Source organism: Sorangium sp. So ce362, assembly GCF_051519845.1.
Taxonomy (GTDB): domain Bacteria; phylum Myxococcota_A; class Polyangia; order Polyangiales; family Polyangiaceae; genus Sorangium.
The window spans coordinates 11,100,464-11,117,812 of record NZ_CP150332.1 but is presented as its reverse complement, the minus strand read 5'-3'; the positions used below and the strand labels follow the sequence as shown (position 1 = coordinate 11,117,812).

Below are 17,349 nucleotides of genomic sequence, written 5' to 3'. Positions count from 1 at the left end.
CGCCTGCTATCGCTTCGACGTGCTTGCGCAGTCCGGGAGAGGTGACAGAAATGAGTGAACCACGGCCAACCGACGGGCTCGGCGCGCCGCGCCCGACGCCGATTCCCTCGAATCCGCGCGCCCCCGTCCTCCTGGTCGACGACGACGCCGAGCTCCGCGAGCTGCTCCGCGAGATGCTCGAAGCCTCGGGCTACGATGTCTACTGCGCCAGCAACGGCAGGGAGGCGCTCGATCTGCTGCACGAGGCAGACCCGCCGCCCGGGCTCATCCTGCTCGACCTGATGATGCCGGTGATGACCGGCGAGGAGATGCTCGCCGCCTTGAAGCAGGTGCATGCGCTCGCGGCCATCCCGGTGACCATCGTCTCCGGCCACGACGTCCCGCCCGAGGGCACGGCCTACCTGAAGAAGCCCGTCGACTTCGGCGCGCTGCTCGGCATCGTCCAGAAGACCTGCGGCTAGCGTCTCCGCGCGCCGTGCCGAGCTCGCGCGGCAGGCGCGCGCCCACGCACCGGTCGAGCTCGGCGCTGCGCTCGCGCCCCCTCAGGCCGCCGGTGAAGCGCCGCCGTGCAGCACGGGATCGGCGCCGGCCCGCTCGCCGCGCAGCTCGGACGGCGCCGGCGACCGCGGGCTCATCGCCGCGAACGCCAGGAGCCCCACCACGGTCAGCAGGAGCGCGAGCGCGAACGCCGCCGCGAGGAACAGGATACCGAACGACGCGCGGTCCGCTCCACCTTCGCCCGCGCCCTGCTCCGGGTCCTCGTTGCGTCGCTCCGGCTCATCCACGCTTCGCCCTCCGCTCGGTGGTTGTGCTTACCGCCTCGCGCCGGATGGCGCAACGGACGCAGCGAGCACCCGCGGATCGGCCGCGTTCACGCGGGCGCAGCAGCGTCCCCGGCGGACCCGCGGGTGAGGACATTGTCTGTCCGGAAGGCCCATCGCCGTCCGCCTCCGGCGGCGATAGGTTCGCCTCCTCGGAGGGCGAGCGAATGGCAGAAGGCCGCACCAGCGACGCGGTGGAGAAGAGCGGACAGGCGAGCTCCGATCGCCTGTGGATCCTTGTCAACACAAGCCATCGTGAGTCAGCTCCAGAACGCGTGAGCGGCCGACGCCCGCGTGAAACCTTGGTTGTGCGCGACGGCGACAACGTGCTCGTCAGCGTCGATGTGGGCAGGGGCTCGGCGCTCGCCGTGCCCTTCAACAAGGCAGAGCCCGGCTGCCCGGAGACCACGCTCGTCGTGCGGCTCGCGGCCAGCTCGACGCCGTGCGCCCGATGCGTCGACGACAGCCTCGCCAGGGCGGCTCGGGAGCTCGGCGGGCTCGACGCGGAGAGCGTCTTCCGCGCGGTCCGCGCCGCGATCGCCGGCTGCGCGGAGCGCGCGCACGGCGAGCCGCCGGGCAGCTCGACCGACGGCGGACCTCCGCCCGAGAGCTCGGGGCCGCGGTCGTGCGGCGCGCTCCGCCTGGCGCCGGCCAACGCGCCTCACGTGCCCGCGGGGAGCGCGCTCCCGTCGGACAGCGATATCGATGTCATCCTGATCATCTGACCCCCTCCATATTCTTCGCGATTCTTCGCGCTGACTCACTCGGCCGCGAGATCGACGATCCGCTGCGCCGGCCACGCCTGGGGGGGGCGCGGGCGCGCCCGATAGAGAGGCCGACGAGGAGGCCAACGACGAAGACGTCGACGAGGAGCCCGCGGAGGCGTCGCCGTGAACGGCTCGCGACCTGCGGTCATGGTTCCTCCCGCCTGATAGCCCATCACCGGAGCGGGCCGCGCTCCGCCGCCCGCCTCCGCGGCGAGCGCCTTCCAAGAACCAGCTGCCCTGCTCAACGCTGCGGAGGTGGCGCCGCTGCCAGGAGGCCGACGAGCGCTCGCGCCTCGCAGGCCGGTGCGCGATGGCGCACGCTCTGGACGGTACGACCCACGTCCATGGTGGTGTTCTCGCCTGGATTCCGTTTGACGCCCGATCCTGTCATCAGAAGAATGGCCCGCGTCGCCACGTTGGTCGTCGGTTGCGGAGAGGGGAGAAGGGGACGGTGGGCACAGGAAGCCGGCGGATCCCATGGGTGGTCCTGGTCGTCCCCCCGCTCGTCGTCGTACCGGCGCAAGCGGTAGCGTACGAACTGAGCGCCGGTGTGAGCCTCGGGTGGCTCCAGGCCGGTACCATTCCGCGCCTCGCGGTGGGACCGCACGCGGGCATATCGTGGCCCATCCAGCGAGACCTCCTGTTCACGGTGCACGACCTGTGCACGATCCTACCCCCGACCCAGGAGGACGGGCCCGGGGTCTACAACCAGACCTCGGTTGACATCGGGTACGCGTGGAAGGACGGCAACGTCAGCGCGGGGCCGTCTGTCGCGTTCTACGTCATGCCGGCGTGCGGCGTCACCTTGTGCGGCCGCGTCGGTGGCTTGGCCGTAGGCGGCCACGCGCAGACCAACGCGTACGTCGCCGGACCGCTGGGGGTGTCGGTGAGCGTCAACGTGGATTGGGTCGGTCGGGGCAGCCTGGTGCTCCCGGGCCATGTGTCCGTCGTCGTTGTTGCTGGTCCTGTGCTTCGATGGAGTGAGAAATGAACGTGAGAAAAGTTCTATTATTGATCTTGGTCATCGCGGCTTGGGCGCTGGCGGCGTGCAACTGGACGATAGGAGACTGCTATCCTGTCGGGGAAAGAACTTCGGGCGCAGGTGCCGGTCCAGGCTCGGAGCCCCGCCCCATCTACACCTCCGCCGCATCCGGTGACTTCGGGGCCGACCCGCAGGGTGGCGGCGAGCGCAAGATCGCGTGCAACGAGTGGGAACTCGAAGACGAAGAGGAGAGACCGAGCGACAGCGACAGCGCGGAGAGGCCGACAGAGAGCCCGACGAGCCCGCCAGACCCGTGCCCCGAAGTCGGCGACACAGCCGGAGACGGAGCGATCGCCTTGAGCTGTAGCGATGCATGCAGTTCGAAGTGCCCGCCGCCTGGAATGGCCCCTTGGGTATACGTAGACTTCGATCCCGGGGACTTCCCGTTTGTTACCACCGTCAATGACCCAGGCACAGGTAAAGTCGGAGGGTGGCAAGAGGCCAGGGCCAACCTGAATTTCAGGAAACTCACTGTCCCGCATCCGGTCGAGAGCTGGAGCTGCCCTCTCACGATCAAAATGCCGATCCGGACTGAGAAGATGGGGCTAATCGATCCGGGCCTTGCAGCCAGCCTCAGTGAAGAGATTGCGGAGGCGGTCGCGAACGTCATGGATTACGACCTCCCGCAGGGGATCTTCTGCAAAGCGTTTGCCAAGAATGCGGACGCGGCGTTCAGGTCCACGTACCCGGGACTCGGAGCCAGGGTGACGAATCCATGAAGATAAATCGCTCCGAGCTGCTCGACGTCGTCTACCGCTTCTACCCGCGGGGCGTGCAGAAAATCATGCGCATCTATGTACCTTCCAACGAACCCGTCTACGACGACACGGAGGAGCACCGCCGCCTGGTGGAAGCCGCAAACCGCGGGCGAGCAGAGTACCCAACCTGGGAGGCCATGATTGACAGACTGGGGGTTCGATACAGCCTTCAGAACGAGTCGCTCAACCTGTTTGCGGGGGGGATCGACCCGGCGTACTCGGCCCGCATCTATCGCCCCCAGGACTCGGGGCCCGTTCCCTCGCTCAGCGACAGGGCTTCGCTCAGCTTCCACGTGAGCCTCCTCGGGCCCTATTATGGAATCCACAGTCGGGGCGAGCCCGACGAGATACCGGCGGCGGTCGCAGAAGAGATCGAGGCCACGTACCCCGGCTACCAGCCGATCCCGCCGGAGCTCGGGAACGAGGTGGTGCCGGATGTGGACATGGATGGCTTGATGATGGGCGAGGCGACGATCTACGTGTGCCTCTTCTCGGTCGTGTGGACTTGGGTGGATCCGTAGCTGTTCCCCTGGGTTCCCCTGGGTGGATGCCGCCCGCGTGGCCGAGCACGCTATTGGATGGACAGAGCAGACACATCGGTTCCAGGATTGCGAGTCTATGAAACACAACGTTGATGAGCTACTCGATATCGTCTATCAATACTATCCCCGTGGGGTCGGGATTATGGATGACGGCGATATCGATGTCCAGCTATGCGCGGAGACCAAGGAGCACGACCGGCTCGTGCGCGCGAGGATCCAGGCATCGAAGGGCGACCGATGGCGCTCCCTGCGGCGTCGCATCCAAGACGGATTCCCTGGTAGGTTCATGAACCATTCGCTGCATCTCCCCGGCGGAGGCTGCGACGCGTGTTACTCTTTTTCGATCGACATGCCGGAGTCCACGGGGCGAACGCTGTGGTTCCATGTGAGCTTTCTGGTTCCTTACTACATCGTCCATAGCTCGCGCACGATCGACATCGTGAAGCAAACGAGGGACTCGTTCTCGGTCAAGTTTCTAGGCCTACATTTCATCGTTCCGCGCAGCCCGTTCGATCCGAGGTTCGTCGCTCGTCCGGACGATGGACAAAAGTTCGCCATCATCGGGAGGGAATATGCCACCTTCGATCTGTTGCCCGATGAGCAGCCATGCGCGGAGTGGATTTCCGGCGACATCGAAGCGACCTTCGGTTGCGAGCGCATGCCGCCGGAGATCGGGACCGTGCTCGTGCCCGATGTGATGCCGGGCCTGCGTCTCCCCGGGGAGGCCAGACTCTACGACTGCCTGTTCACGGACCAGCACAGGTGGGTGGAGCCATCGCCGTCTGATGAGCCGGCACCCGGTGCGCAGATCGAGGCGAGCAACCTGACACAGCCGCTCATCGCGGTGCTCACGGTGCTCACGGCGCTCTACTGCATCTTGTGGCCCCTGATGCCAGAGCGGCAGAGCGGTTCTTGCTACTGCGTGGTGGAGACGGATGGAGTCCTTCGCAAGGACGAGTTGATCGAGGCGCTCGCGAAGATTCGCGTGCTCCTTGAGCCGCCGATGACTCCATGGGGCATCGCTGCCAAGCGCGAGTTCGAAGCTGCCACGCGCGCGCTCGAAGCGCTGGTCGCCTCGTGGGACGGTGACGGCGAGCCGCCGGCCGCCATGGTCGGCTGGGCCATGAGCTTCCTGGCGAGTTGGCCCGTGAACTCGGAGCCCGTGGCTTCGTCGTAGCACGACGGCTGGAAGTTGCCCCGATCAGCAGAAAAGCCGCCGAGATCGCCAAGAGGAGAGCGGGAGGGCCGTCCCGGCATGTCCCCTCCTACTCCCATGGTTTCCTGGCGTCACGGCCGTTCGCTTCGCTGCCTGCCTTCCTGCAATCGTGGTAGCCGTCGTGGAGGTCCGTGCCGTTCTCCCATGACGTGACTTCGGCTATTCAGGAAACCGAAGCGTCTCGACGGCGATGCCGTCCTCCCCCGTGATCACGTCGCCCGACCAGTCCCAGCTCGTGCCACCCGGGCCCGGCAACCCGATCTCCCAGGTGACCCCCTCCAGCGTCAGCTGGTCCTCGTCGAGGGTTGCGATGCCGATCGAGTCGCCGCCGCGCCCGGGGCCGCCGTAGCCGCCGTCGCCTCCGGGGCCGCCGCTGCCCCCCCTGGCAGGACCACATGCCGTCCCCCAAGGCGCCTCCTGGAGCGCCTCGGCCGGCTTTGCCGCCTTCTTCCGGCTCCCCGCCGTCTCCGCCTTGGCCCCCGTCGTTGCTGATGATGAAGCTATCGCGCACCGTCACCTTCGCGTGGAGCGCCACGATCGCGATGCTCGGCTGCGCGTTCCCGCCCCCTCGGCCGCCCCGCCCCCCGCAACCGCCCGCGCCTCCGGAGCCGCCGCCGGCGCCGCCCTTGGTGCCCTTGGTGGCCACGCCGCACACCGCGAGCCCACCGCGACGCCCGCCGCCCCCGCCGCCGCCTTGGCCCGGCATCCCCCGGGCGCCGTCGCCGGCCCCGTCGCCGTGCCATCCGGTCTCGTCGAGCCGCCCGCGGCCCTTCCCCGCAGCGCCGCGGCGCCCCACATGCCGCTTTTCCCGGTGGCGCCGCTGTAACAATCCCCGTCTGCCCGGTCGCCAGATCCTCCAAGCCCTCGTGCTGTGGGTTCGGCTCGGGTACGGGCTCGCCGTCCTCCCCGTCTCCGGCGCCGTCGGCGAGCCCGTCGCCCCCCTTGCCACCGGCGCGCGGGATCCCTCCCTCGCAGGAGTTCACCGCCCGAACCCCACCCGGGACCGTCGCCGCGGAGCACGCGTCTCCCCCAACCTGCCCGTCCGGCCCCGACACTGCCCGGCCCGGCGATTTGTCTCCATCGTGGCCCCCCAATCCGTAGTCGGATTCGATCCAGCTTCCGACGATCTCCACCGCGGTGCCCGACCGAACGATCATCCCGACATGCATTTGGCTGCTGAAGAACATGTGATCGATGATCGAGACCCCGTCCGCGGCCCCCGTGTCGCCGGCGTGGGCCGGCTCGACGATGAGCGCGATCTGCCCGACCGAGGGAAGGACTTTGCTCATGCCCTGCGACGGGCGTGGAGTGTCCTTCAGGGGTTCCCAATCGACGACATTGAAGCCTCCGTAGATATCCACCCCGGAGGGGAGCGTGATGGACTCCTCGAAGCCATCGCTGGTGGCGAACACGCGACCGCGCCCGGTGCGCGCAAGCTCGATGCCGCGCTGGAGGGAACGAACCGGCCTGTCCTTCGTGCCGGGGTTCGCGTCGTCACCGCCGAAAAACGGATGGTTGACGAACACGCCGCAGCCGTCGACCAGCTGACCCTTCGCAAGCTGCTGCAGGCAGACGGACTCGGGGACCGGATCGCCTCCACACGTCGAGGGTCCGTCGCACGGCGGCGCACCCTTCGGGTCGTCCACCCCCGGTGCGGTCCCGCAGCCGGCCGAGGCGAGCGGCAGAGCAACGACGATGAGGATCGCGGGATTCAGGTTCATGGGCATCCCTCGATGGCCGCGTGTCGCGCGGCGCGATTCAATGGATCGGCTCGCTCGCCGCCGGGAAGGCATACAGAGGAGCTCGTGGGCCGGGTTTCCCTGTGCCCACCTCGTTCTCCGTGCCGGCGTTCCCCGCGAGGCCACCGTTACCGGGGTCTCCGGGGACAATGGTGGTCCCGGGGTCGAACGGCGAAGTTGGGCACCACGTAGGCGATGCCGACGGACGCGCCGCCCAGCCCGCCGCCGGCATCGCCTCCGCGACCGCCGTGACCTCCCGCGCCGCCCTTGCATGCACTCCACATTGCATCAACAAAACCCACGCCTCCGTGAGCGCCCAGCTGACCAGCGCCGCCCGGTTGGCCCGTTCCGCCGACCCCGCCCTGGCCGCCATCGCCGGTGAACACGTCGGTGTTGGCGACGGTCAGGTCCGTGCCCTCCAGCGCGACGATACCGATGCTCGCGCCGCCATAGCCGCCGCCCCAGCCTCCCTTGCCGCCGCAACCCCCGCTTCCCCCCGAGCCGCCGGCCGCACCACTTTGGGGTCGGCTTGTCGGACACGCAAACATCTCCCCGCGCGACTTGCTGCCGCCACCACCGCCGCCGCCATAGCCGACGCCGCCCTTCGTCCCGTCCTTACCACGGACACCGATCCATCCATCGTCGCGGAGGAAGCCTGGACCCAAGGCGCCATCCGCACGACCACCGTCGGCGCCGTCTGCGCCATCGCCAGGGTCGGTGCATCGCGTTTGATCCGCGCCGAGCCCCGCGTGGCTGTCGCGCTTGGGATCCTCCGCGAGCGCCGGCTGTCCCGGTGCGCCATCGCCGCCGGCGTCGAGTCCGCCGTCACCGCCGTAGCCGCCCGTCGACTCGATGCCGTCGCCGCACACGGTGACCACCGGAAGGGCGCCCACGGCGGCGTCCACAGTACAGGCGTTCGCGCCGTTGTTACCTACGACGCCGTCCGTCGCCCGCTCGGTGTCCGCGTCCTCTCCCGGCTCCCCGTCCTTGCCGTCGCCGGCAACGATCACGCTGTCCTGCACGCTCGCCGTGGCTCCCGTGCTCAAGATGACCGCGATCGACGACTTTCCATCCGGCGCCGATGCGTCCGCCGCCCGCGCCGCGCACGCGGTCCTGGCCTGGGCCGCGCAGGTGTACGAGCTCGCGACGAGAGCGGGTGTACGTGGCTAGCTTCGCGGGTTTCCTGCTGCCTTCCACGTCGGTGTGGAGGCCTGCGCCGGCCGCGAGGGCCGGTCGTGGAAGGCGGCTCCTCGCGATCACAGCGGCCGCTTTCAAGGCGTGAAAGCGGTCGCTCGAAATCCGAGCGGGCCTTTTCAAGGCTCGGGGCAGGGTTCCGAGGATCCCAGCAGCCGCCTTCAAGCCTTGAAAGCAGCCACTCGCGCGCCGAGTCGGCCTTTCAAGCGTTGAAATCGCCGACTCGACCTCCGAGTCGCCGTCGCAACGCTTGCAGCAAGCGTTGCGAGGGCCGGATCGCTGGAATCAGGCGTCGGGCTGGGCCGCCGGCGTCCCAGGCGCGGTGGCGCCGCCGGGGGGGGCGGCCCCGGGTTCGGCGGGCAGCTCGTCCGACACGCCGCTCACGCGGTGGACCTCGGCAAGGTCGTCGAAGATCAGCGGGAGCAGCTCGGGCTTGCCCAGGTGGGCGAGCAGCCCCCGGACCAGCAGCTTGTTGGCGTCGTAGACCGCGAGCCACGCCCTGCGGGCGGCGCCGACCTCGGGGCCGACCTCGAGCTTCTCGACCCGGGAAGCCCGCTGCTGCTTCTCGAGACGCGAGAGCTTCTCGTGCACCTCGCCGATCTCCTCGAGCCACATCTCCGCCCCGCGGATCTTCGCCTTCTGTCGCGCGAGCTCCTCCACGATGTGCCCGACGCCGGCGGTGAGCTTGGTGAGCCGGCGGCGCGCGAGGACGCTCGGCACCTCGCCGCGGAAGAACAGCTTCGGGTCGACGGGGCGGCCCTTCAGCGAGTCGAGGTAGGACGCGAAGCGCGTCACCACGTCGCGCGCCTCCGCGAGGACAGCGGCAGAGTCGAGCTCAGGCGCCGGCTTCGGCTGCCGGTCGAGCACGTCCGCCATCGCCTGATCGGCGAGGAGCTGCTTGTCGACGGCGAACTCGATCACACCGTCAAGCGCGGCGATCTTGCCCATCAACACCGAAGCCATCTGCTCACGCGCGAACTTCCCGTACGCCTTGGTCTCGAACGGATCGATGTAGGGGTCTGCCATGAGTACCTCCAGAGGTAGGGTGAAGCGGCTCAGGGTCGCACAGCGCCGGCGAAGGGCGCAACGGCCGCGCAGGGGACCTCGGGCCCGAAATTTGGCCCGCCCTCTCCAGGCGTGCGAACCGGGGGATCGGAGACCTCTGCAAGGATGACCAGCCCTCGCTCCCACGCCGAGCTCGTCACGCTGCGTAAGCTCGCGCAGGACCTCGCCGCCCAGCGCAAGGAGCGCCTGTCGAGCGTGCACCTCCTCGCGGCCATCGCCCTGAGCGGAGGCCCCGCAGCGGACCTGCTCCACGATCGGCGGCTCGACGACGAGGCCCTGCTCAAGGCGACCCGCTCGGTCGACGACGAGGGGCCCGACCCGATCGGCCGGGCGATGGGGGGCGCGCGCGACGTCGCGAAGCGCGCGACGGCGAAGGAGCCCGCGGCGCTCCACCTGCTGCTCGCGCTGCTGTCCGACCGCAGCTCGGCCGCCCACCGGGCGCTCACGCAGTCGGGGGTCGACCTCGCGCGGCTGCGGACCTCCGCGCTCCAGATCGCGCTCGGCGTCGTGCAGGCGCGGCGGACCCCCGCGCGGGGGTTCCACGACGGCGGCGCGCCGGAGAAGCCGGCCGCGCCGGCCAAGGCGTCGCCGGCGCGCCGCGCCCGCGGCGAGGGCGATGGGCCGGAGCGCACGTCGCGCATGCCGGCCGAGCTGCGGCCGGCCAGGGGCGCCGGCGTCGCCGTGCCGGAGCTGCGGCCGTCGAAGCTCGCCGGCGTCGCCGTGCCGGAGCTGCGGCCGTCGAAGGGCGCCGCCGCGCCGGAGCCGCGGTCGTCGAAGGGCGCCGGCCCGGGCGTCACCGTGCCGCTGTTCCCGCCGCCGCGCCCCCGGCCCATCGCGGCCCCGGGCGCAGGCGAGGCGCCCCTCCCCGCCGAGCCGGCCGCGGCCCTCGCGCCCGCGCCCCGGCGCTCGCTCCTGGCGGACGACGCGCTGGCCTCGCCCGCCGTCCCGGCCGCCTCGCCGGCGGGGCGGCCGGTCGCGGCGCTCTCGGCCGCCGCGAGCGCCGTCGCGGCGCGCTTCACCCTCGACCGCGGGCGCTTTCCGGCCCTCACCTCGCTCGGCCACAACCTCGCGCTCGCGGCGGCGCAGGGGGAGCTCGAGCCGATCGTCGGGCGCGAGCGCGAGATCGAGCAGGCGCTCGACGTGCTGGCCAAGCGCAACGCCAACAACCCTTGCCTCCTCGGCCCGGCGGGCGTGGGGAAGACCTCGGTGGCGCGCGGCATCGCGCACCGGCTCGCGTTCGAGGAGCGGGAGCCGCGCATCGTCGTCGAGCTCGTGCCCTCGGAGCTGCTCGCCGGCACGGGCGCGCGCGGCGCGCTGAGCGAGCGCCTGTCCACGCTGCGGGCGGAGCTCCGCGAGGCGGGCGGGCGGGTGATCCTGTTCATCGACGGCATGTCGGAGCTCTTCGGCAGCGGCGCGCTCGACGAGGCGATGGCCGAGCTCAAGCTCGCGCTCGCCCGCGGCGAGCTCACGCTGATCGGCACCGCCACGCCCGAGGAGTACCGGAAGAGCATCGAGGTCGACCCGGCGCTCGCGCGGCGCTTCACGATCGTCGAGATCGACGAGCCCGAGGAGGACGAGGCGTTCCTGCTGCTCCAGAGCGTCGCCGTCGGGCTCGGCGCGCACCACGGGCTCGCGTTCACCGACGAGGCGCTGGCCTCGGCCGTCGCCTGGTCGGTGCGCTACCTGCCGGGGCGGGCGCTGCCGGACAAGGCGCTCTCGATCCTCGACCTCGCGGGCGCGCGCACCCGCCGGCGCGCGCAAGCGCCCGCGAGCGCCCGCGCCCAGCTCCGCGAGCCCGCGCGGCAGGTGGGGCCCGCCGAGGTCGCCGAGGTGGTCGCCGAGCTCGCCGATCTCCCGGTCGAGCGGCTGCTCGAGACCGACCGCGAGCGGATGCTCTCGCTGGAGACGCTGCTCGCCGACCGGGTCGTGGGCCACGGCGAGGTGCTCGCGCGCATCGCCCGGGTGCTGCGCCGGAACGCGGCCGGCCTGCGCGCGCGCCGCCCGATCGGGTCGTTCCTCCTGCTCGGCCCGACCGGCGTGGGCAAGACGGAGACGGCGAAGGCGATCGCCGAGGCGCTGTTCCACTCGCCGGACGCCATGACGCGGCTGGATTTCTCGGAGTACGCCGAGTCGCACGCGGTCGCGCGCCTGGTCGGCGCGCCGCCGGGCTACGTCGGCCACGAGGCGGGCGGCCAGCTCACCGAGGCGGTGCGGCGGCGGCCCTACCAGGTGGTGCTGCTCGACGAGATCGAGAAGGCGCACCGCGACGTGCTCGAGGCGTTCCTTCAGGTCTTCGACGAGGGCCGCCTGACCGACGGCCGCGGCCGGCGGGTCGACTTCACGAACACGGTCCTCGTGATGACCTCGAACCTCGGCGCGGCGGAGGCCGGCGCGCTCCGATCCGAGCGCTCCGTCGGCTTCGCGCGCGCCTCCGCGGCCGTGACGCCCGAGCGCCTCGGCGAGGCGATGCTCTCCGCGGCCCGCGCCACGCTCCCGCCCGAGCTCTACAACCGCATCGACGAGGTCCTCAGCTTCGCGCCGCTCACGCGGGCGGACGTCGCCGAGATCACGCGCCGCCTGCTGGGCGGCCTCGAGCGCGAGCTCGAGGCGCGCGGCGTGGAGCTCGAGGTCGAGCCGGAGGCGATCGACGCGCTGCTCGACGCCGGCGGGTTCGATCCCGAGCTCGGCGCCCGGCCGATGAAGCGCACGATCGGGCGGCTCATCGAGGCGCCGCTCGCGGAGCTGATCCTGCGCGGCCAGCTGGAGGAGGGGTCCGCGGCGCTCGTCGGCGTCGAGCAGGGCGAGGTCGTTGTGGACGCGATCGCGCGGGCCGGCGAGCGGCGTTATGCCGCGTGCTCCAGCTGAAGGGCCCGCCGGCTACGGCGGCCCCGCCTCGATCGCCCGCCTGTACCGCTCGCGCCGGTGCGGCTCGCGCAGGATCTCGTAGGCCTCGTCGAGCACCTCGATGACCAGCCGCACGTCGTCGAGCAGGTCCACGGTCGCGGCCGTGAGCAGGGTGGACGGCTCGAACGCCTTCCTGAGCGCGAGGTACGCGCGGCGGATCTCGTAGTTCGTCGCGTCGCGCGCGATGCCCAGGATCGAGAAATAGTCGCCGTCCTCGACCAGCGCGAGCCGCGCCCGGACGCGCTGCCGGATCGCCTCCTCGTCGAGCGGATCCTCGACCGGCGGGGGCGGCGCCTCGGTGATCGACGGCGGGATGAGGACGTCGAGCACCTCCAGGCAGACGAGCGCGTAGACGACGCTCGCGTTCTCGGGCTCCGCCGCGCCAACGAGCTCGCCGACGCTCCTGCCGCGCGCGGTGCGCACGAGCTCCTCCTCCTCGCGCCGGAGCGCGCACTCGCCGAGCAGGTTGCGCCGGACCCCGTCGTCGAGGCGCGCGCCGGGGCCGCCGAGGCGGCGCAGGGCGACCTCGGGGGCGATCACACGGCGGATCGTCTCCACGAAGACCTCGGCGCCGGTCGCGCCGCCGAAGACGTTCGGCTCGGCCTTGAGGCGGCCCGGCGGCTCGGCCTCCAGATCGCACGTGCCGGCCTCGATGAGCACGACGTGGCCGATGACCCACTCGGCGTGCGCGCGCAGGACCGGCCAGAGGTCGTCCTGGCCGAGGTGGCCGTGCGCGATGAGCGCCGCGCCGGCGTGCCGGCCCGACGCGGGGAGCTTGCCCGCGAGCCGCGTCGCGACCTCGCGCTCCATGTCGCCCCGCCCGACGAGGAAGGCGAGCAGCGTCTCGTCCGGGATGCTCGAGCCGGCCGTGACGAGATCGCCCTCGTGCAGGACGATGCGCCGCGCGCCCTCCTCGGTCGTGATCGCGAGAGCGCCGGAAGAGCGGCTGCCCACCGCGCGGGCGAGCGCGCGCGGCGCGTCGCCCGGGCCGAGCACCGTGGTCGAGGAGGCGCCGCTGGAGATCGGCGCCTCGTCGTCGAGCTGCGGCGGCGGAGCGTGACCGAGCGCGCCCGTGCTGACCGTGGCGGGCGCGGAGGGCACCGCCGGCATGGGGGGCATCGGCGGCGCGGGCCCACGGAAGGCTGCGCCGGAGATCGCCATGGACGACGGCGCAGACAGCGGCATGCGGCCGAACGAGCCCGGCGCGGCGGGCGAGATCGGCGGGAGGAAACCGCGCCCGGGCGTCCCCGCGCCCACCGTGGCAGGCCCGCCGGCGGGCACCGGGGCGCGCCCCGCGGCGGCGGAGCGGACCGGCGCGGGCCCAGGCGGCAGCGGCTCGGGCTCGGCCCCGCCGCCCCCCGGCGGCAGCAGCGCGGTCCTCACCTCGACCGAGGGCGGCGACACGAACGCGACGCCCGGCGCGGGCTGCGGAGGCGGCGGAAAGCCGGGCGCGCGCGGGTCGCGGGCGCCGCGCGACCGGGTCGGCGGCGGCTCGGTGTAGCGCTGGCGGCGGCTCGGCTCGATCCGACCGGACGGGGCGCGCACCCAGTCGAGGTCCTCGCCGCGCGCGGGGCCCGGCGGCGCGCGGTCCCACGCGGGCTCCTCGCGCGGCGCGGGGGAGGGCGACCGCTCCCACGCGGCCTCGGCGCGCGGCGGCGGCGACCCGAAGCCGGGGGGCCGGCCCGCGTCGCGCGGGGTCTGCGGCGCGGCGTCGCGCCCGCCGCTCCGACGCGCGGAGGCGCCCTGATCGCGCTCCTCCCTGCCGAGCAGGTGCCCCTCCCGGTCGATCGAGAACGCCGCGAGCTCGGGCCCGGCGCGCTTCGTCGCGTACGCCGCGTCGAGCGACGGATCGGCGTGGAGCTCGTCGTCGTGCTCGTCCTCGCCCGGCTCGGCGAGCTCGGCGAGCAGGTCGCCGGGCCCGGTGTTCTCGGCGCGCGTGGCCGACGGGTGCGGAGCGGCCGCGGCGCCGTACGGGTCGGAGCTGCCCCTCCGCTGCGAGCCCGAGCCGGCGGGCAGCGGCGCCTGGCCCGCGCTCGCGCCGGTGCGCGGCTCGTCCTCCTCCGGATCGAGCGGCTCGTCGAGGGCCGAGAGCAGCTCCGGCGACAGCATCAGGTCGACGTCCTCCTCGGCCGCCGGGATGCTCGACGGGCGCGCCTTCGCCGTGACCCGCTGCTCGGCGGCGACGAGGATCTCCTCGAGCTCCGGGCTGATCCGCGCCGGCAGGAGCCGCGGACCGACCTCCGCGCCGTCCTCCGGCGGCGGCAGCACCGAGCCGACGTCGAGCCGGTCGAGATCGCTGGAGAAGTCCGGGTTCGACGGGACCTCGTCGTCGAATGGGCCCGGGTAGTCCGCCGCCGCGGCGGCATGCTCCCCGCGGAAGCGCCCCGGCTCCGCGACCGCGCTCACGTGCGCGGCGAGCTCGGCGATGTCGACCGGGCGCTCGAAGACCTGCCCGAACAGCTGCGGATCGAGCTCCGCCGAGCGGACCGGATCGCCCACGAGGAGCACGGACGCGGCGACGCCGCCCGCCCGGAGGTAGAGCCGCTCGAGCGCCTCGATGGTGCCGGGCTCGTCGATGTCGACGATCACCACGCGCGGCGCGTCGCGCGCGAGGCGCGCCTCGAGCTCGTCGATCGGCGCCGCGATCACCTCGAAGCCCCGGCCCCGCAGCGCCGCGCCGATCGCCGCGCCCTCCGCCGAGCCGTCGGCCACGAGGATGGCGCCCGCGCGCAGGCGCGCCTGCACGGCTTCGTGGTCGTCGCGGAGCTCGGACACGGCGGTCATCTCGTGGCGGCGGCCCAGCGGAGCAGCACTCAGGCCCCCGGTTCGCCTGGACTGTCAACGGTCGCAGGCGGGCTGTCAAACGTGTTCGCGGCCCCTCGGGTGTTCCCGCCGCAGGGCGCGCCCGGCGCCGCCGCGCCGCGAGCGCCTGGCCGCGGCTGCGGCCCCGCAGCGCGCGCCGCGTGGTAGACCTCGGCACATGGTGCTCGGCGCTTCCCACAACGAGATCGCCCTGGCGGCCTTCCTGCTCATCGTGGTGCTGCTCGCCGCGAAGATCGGCCGCATCGGCGAGGCCATCGGCGGGCTGTTCGAGCGGAACGCGCCCGCGGGGGACGGAGGCGCGCCCGAGGACAGCGCGGAGCCGCAGGAAGAGCGCCAGGAAAGCTGAGCGCGCCCCCTCGCCGGCGGCCCCGCCCGCGCTTGCGTTCTGTTTTATTGGAATTCATAGTTTTTCAATGGCTGTGCACGAGCCGGCTCCACCGCGGCCGCCGCGGCGCGCGGAGATCGCGGCGCGGATCCCGCGCGGGTACTCCCCGGCGCTCCACCTCGCGGCCCCCACGGCGCTCGGCGCCCTCGTGCTCGCGGCGGCGGTGGGGCTCGTCGACGCGGTCGAGGCCGTCGAGCTCCTCGCGGTTCCGGCGACGCTGCTGCTCGCCTTCGCCTTCGAGTGGTGGGCGCACAGGTCGGTGCTGCACCGGCGGGCGCCGCTGCTCGGCGGGCTGTGCGAGCGGCACGAGCGCGAGCACCACCTCGCCTTCACCGCCGACGACATGGCGCTGCGGAGCGCCCGCGAGCTCTGGCTCGTGCTGATGCCGCCCTACTCGGCGCTCCTGGTCCTCGCCCTGCTGCTGCCGCTCGCCGCGGGGGCGGGCCTCGTGTTCTCGCGGGACGCGGCGCTGCTCGGGCTCGCGACGGCGATGGCGTTCTTCGTCAGCTACGAGTGGATGCACCTCGCGTATCACCTGCCGCCGGACAGCCCGGTGTACCGCGTCCCGGGGCTCGCGCGGCTCCGCGAGCACCACCGGCGGCACCACGACCCGCGGCTCATGAAGCGCTGGAATTTCAACGTGACCGTGCCCGTGTTCGACGTCGTCCGCGGGACGCGCTGGTCGCCGCGGCGGCGCAGCGGAGCGTAGCCGCCGCGCGCCGGGGCGCCCGCGGTGCCCGTGTGCTAACGGGTCGCGCGTGCAGACGCGGACCAGAGACGGCCTCGTCCTCCTGCTCGCCGGGGTCCTGCTCGGCGGCGGGCTCGCCTGGCTCGTCGGCCGGCGGCAGGAGAGCCCCCCCGCCGCGCCCCGCGCGCTCGACGCCGTGCCGGCGGGCGCGCTGCTCGTGGCGACGCTCGATCTGCCGGCGCTGCGCGCCTCGCCCGCGTTCGCCTCGTTCCTGCGCGAGGAGCGCGAGATCCCGGGGCTCGGCAGGGTGCGCGACGTGTGCGGCTTCGACCCGATGGCCGGGCTCACCGAGGTCGCCATCGCCATCCCGGCAGCGGGCGATCCCGGCGACTTCGGGCTCGTCGCGGCCGGCGCCGTTCAGGACGAGGCGCTGCTCGCGTGCGCCTCGAAGGTGATCGATGCCCGCGGCGGGCGGCCCGTCGTCGCCGCGCTCGGCAGCTTCCGCGCGGTGCGGGACGCGAGCGCCGAGGGCCGCGGCGAGATCGCGGTGCGCCCCGGCGGGCCGATCCTGCTCGGCGGCGGCGCGTACCTGCGCGCCATGGTCGACGCGGCCGACGGGCGCGCGGCGACCGTCGGCGCGAGCGCCGCGCACGACGCCATCGCCCGCGCGGTGGGCGATGGCGCGGCGCGCGTCACCGTGGTCCTCACGCCCGAGCAGCGCGCCGAGCTCGGGCGCGAGCTCGCGCTGAGCGGCGCCGGCAGGTCGCCCGCGGCGTCGATCGTCTCCGGCGGCGCCGCCGTCGCGCTCGGCCCCGAGATCGCCGTCCACGCCGCCGTCCTCTGCGACGCCGAGGCCCCCTGCGCCGAGCTCGGCGCACAGCTGAGCGCCGCCCGCGACGCGCGCGCGGAGGACCTCGCGACGCGGCTCATCGGCCTCGGGGGCGTGCTCGAGCGCATCGCGATCGCCGCCGAGGGCAAGGCGCTCCACGCCCGCGTCAGGCTGTCGGCCGAGGAGGCCGGCGCCCTCGTCGACCGGCTCGCCTCGCTGCGCGGCCTGCGCCAGCCGTCGCTCTCGCCAAGAGAGCCGCCTGCGCCCGCGCCGCAGCCGCCCGCGCTCGAGGGCACCGCGCCGCCGCGCGGAGACGCCGCCGCGCCGCCGCCGGACGCGGTCATCACGCCGCGGCAGCGGACGGGGCCGGGCGACGGCGGCGCGCGGTAGCGCCGGCGGCGCGCGAGCAGGTACACCCGGGTCGCAGCGCAGCGACGACCGCGCCGCGCCGCGGCGGAGCGATTCCGTGGTCCGCCTGACGAGCGAGCCGTTCCGTCGGCGGAGCCGCGCGGCGCCGCCGAACGCGGGCCCCACGCCCTGTCCCGAACTCCTGTACGCTGAGCGTTGCCTTCGGAC

Annotated in this window: 17 protein-coding genes; 12 read left to right on the top strand and 5 right to left on the bottom strand. The window is 73.0% G+C overall.

Annotated elements, in window-relative coordinates; translation table 11 throughout:
- Positions 1 to 50: 50 nt before the first annotated feature.
- Complete coding sequence (locus WMF17_RS42630) at positions 51 to 461, top strand: response regulator (protein ID WP_437599293.1); 411 nt, start codon at positions 51 to 53, stop codon at positions 459 to 461.
- An 81-nt stretch (positions 462 to 542) separates the two neighbouring features.
- Here the strand turns inward: WMF17_RS42630 and WMF17_RS42625 are convergent, their stop codons facing one another.
- Positions 543 to 785: a hypothetical protein gene (locus WMF17_RS42625; RefSeq protein ID WP_437599292.1), complete on the bottom strand. Its 243-nt coding sequence runs from the start codon at positions 783 to 785 to the stop codon at positions 543 to 545.
- A 344-nt stretch (positions 786 to 1,129) separates the two neighbouring features.
- Between WMF17_RS42625 and WMF17_RS42620 the strand changes: the two genes are divergently transcribed.
- The 6 genes from WMF17_RS42620 (at position 1,130) to WMF17_RS42595 (ending at position 5,495) form a co-directional block, all read left to right on the top strand.
- Positions 1,130 to 1,546 carry a hypothetical protein gene (locus tag WMF17_RS42620; protein WP_437604368.1) on the top strand — a complete coding sequence of 139 codons (417 nt, stop codon included), beginning with the start codon at positions 1,130 to 1,132 and terminating at the stop codon, positions 1,544 to 1,546.
- Positions 1,547 to 2,069: 523 nt separating this feature from the next.
- On the top strand, positions 2,070 to 2,579 hold the full coding sequence (locus WMF17_RS42615) for a hypothetical protein (RefSeq protein ID WP_437646617.1): 510 nt from the start codon (positions 2,070 to 2,072) through the stop codon (positions 2,577 to 2,579).
- Entirely contained in the window at positions 2,576 to 3,349 is a 774-nt protein-coding gene (locus WMF17_RS42610) for a hypothetical protein (protein ID WP_437599290.1), read from the top strand. Before WMF17_RS42615 ends, WMF17_RS42610 begins: the two co-directional genes overlap by 4 nt.
- Positions 3,346 to 3,909, top strand: coding sequence for a hypothetical protein (locus tag WMF17_RS42605; RefSeq protein WP_437599289.1), 564 nt, complete (start codon positions 3,346 to 3,348; stop codon positions 3,907 to 3,909). Before WMF17_RS42610 ends, WMF17_RS42605 begins: the two co-directional genes overlap by 4 nt.
- Positions 3,910 to 4,006: 97 nt before the next feature.
- Positions 4,007 to 5,107: a hypothetical protein gene (locus tag WMF17_RS42600; protein WP_437599288.1), complete on the top strand. Its 1,101-nt coding sequence runs from the start codon at positions 4,007 to 4,009 to the stop codon at positions 5,105 to 5,107.
- 229 nt (positions 5,108 to 5,336) lie between these two features.
- Positions 5,337 to 5,495, top strand: a complete 159-nt coding sequence (locus tag WMF17_RS42595; RefSeq protein WP_437599287.1) for a hypothetical protein — start codon at positions 5,337 to 5,339, stop codon at positions 5,493 to 5,495.
- A gap of 151 nt (positions 5,496 to 5,646) precedes the next feature.
- On the opposite strand, the gene WMF17_RS42590 is transcribed toward WMF17_RS42595, so the two are convergent.
- Together WMF17_RS42590 and WMF17_RS42585 are read right to left on the bottom strand one after the other, a co-directional pair.
- Positions 5,647 to 6,867, bottom strand: a complete 1,221-nt coding sequence (locus tag WMF17_RS42590; protein ID WP_437599286.1) for a hypothetical protein — start codon at positions 6,865 to 6,867, stop codon at positions 5,647 to 5,649.
- A gap of 146 nt (positions 6,868 to 7,013) precedes the next feature.
- Entirely contained in the window at positions 7,014 to 7,907 is an 894-nt protein-coding gene (locus tag WMF17_RS42585; RefSeq protein WP_437646616.1) for a hypothetical protein, read from the bottom strand.
- Positions 7,908 to 7,932: 25 nt separating this feature from the next.
- Here WMF17_RS42585 and WMF17_RS42580 point away from each other — a divergent pair, with 25 nt between their 5' ends.
- Complete coding sequence (locus WMF17_RS42580) at positions 7,933 to 8,055, top strand: hypothetical protein (RefSeq protein WP_437646615.1); 123 nt, start codon at positions 7,933 to 7,935, stop codon at positions 8,053 to 8,055.
- Positions 8,056 to 8,364: 309 nt separating this feature from the next.
- Here WMF17_RS42580 and WMF17_RS42575 read toward each other — a convergent pair whose 3' ends face one another.
- Positions 8,365 to 9,105, bottom strand: coding sequence for a hypothetical protein (locus tag WMF17_RS42575; protein ID WP_437599284.1), 741 nt, complete (start codon positions 9,103 to 9,105; stop codon positions 8,365 to 8,367).
- 144 nt (positions 9,106 to 9,249) lie between these two features.
- Here WMF17_RS42575 and WMF17_RS42570 point away from each other — a divergent pair, with 144 nt between their 5' ends.
- On the top strand, positions 9,250 to 12,009 hold the full coding sequence (locus WMF17_RS42570; RefSeq protein ID WP_437646614.1) for an AAA family ATPase: 2,760 nt from the start codon (positions 9,250 to 9,252) through the stop codon (positions 12,007 to 12,009).
- Between the two features lie 12 nt (positions 12,010 to 12,021).
- Here the strand turns inward: WMF17_RS42570 and WMF17_RS42565 are convergent, their stop codons facing one another.
- Positions 12,022 to 14,823: a hypothetical protein gene (locus WMF17_RS42565; protein WP_437646613.1), complete on the bottom strand. Its 2,802-nt coding sequence runs from the start codon at positions 14,821 to 14,823 to the stop codon at positions 12,022 to 12,024.
- 205 nt (positions 14,824 to 15,028) lie between these two features.
- On the opposite strand from WMF17_RS42565, the gene WMF17_RS42560 reads away from it, so the two are divergent.
- The 3 genes from WMF17_RS42560 to WMF17_RS42550 all read left to right on the top strand — a co-directional run bounded on the left by WMF17_RS42560 (position 15,029) and on the right by WMF17_RS42550 (position 17,163).
- Positions 15,029 to 15,217, top strand: coding sequence for a hypothetical protein (locus WMF17_RS42560; protein ID WP_437599281.1), 189 nt, complete (start codon positions 15,029 to 15,031; stop codon positions 15,215 to 15,217).
- Positions 15,218 to 15,284: 67 nt separating this feature from the next.
- Positions 15,285 to 15,965: a sterol desaturase family protein gene (locus WMF17_RS42555; protein WP_437599280.1), complete on the top strand. Its 681-nt coding sequence runs from the start codon at positions 15,285 to 15,287 to the stop codon at positions 15,963 to 15,965.
- 49 nt (positions 15,966 to 16,014) lie between these two features.
- Positions 16,015 to 17,163, top strand: a complete 1,149-nt coding sequence (locus tag WMF17_RS42550; protein ID WP_437646612.1) for a hypothetical protein — start codon at positions 16,015 to 16,017, stop codon at positions 17,161 to 17,163.
- Positions 17,164 to 17,349: the final 186 nt, after the last annotated feature.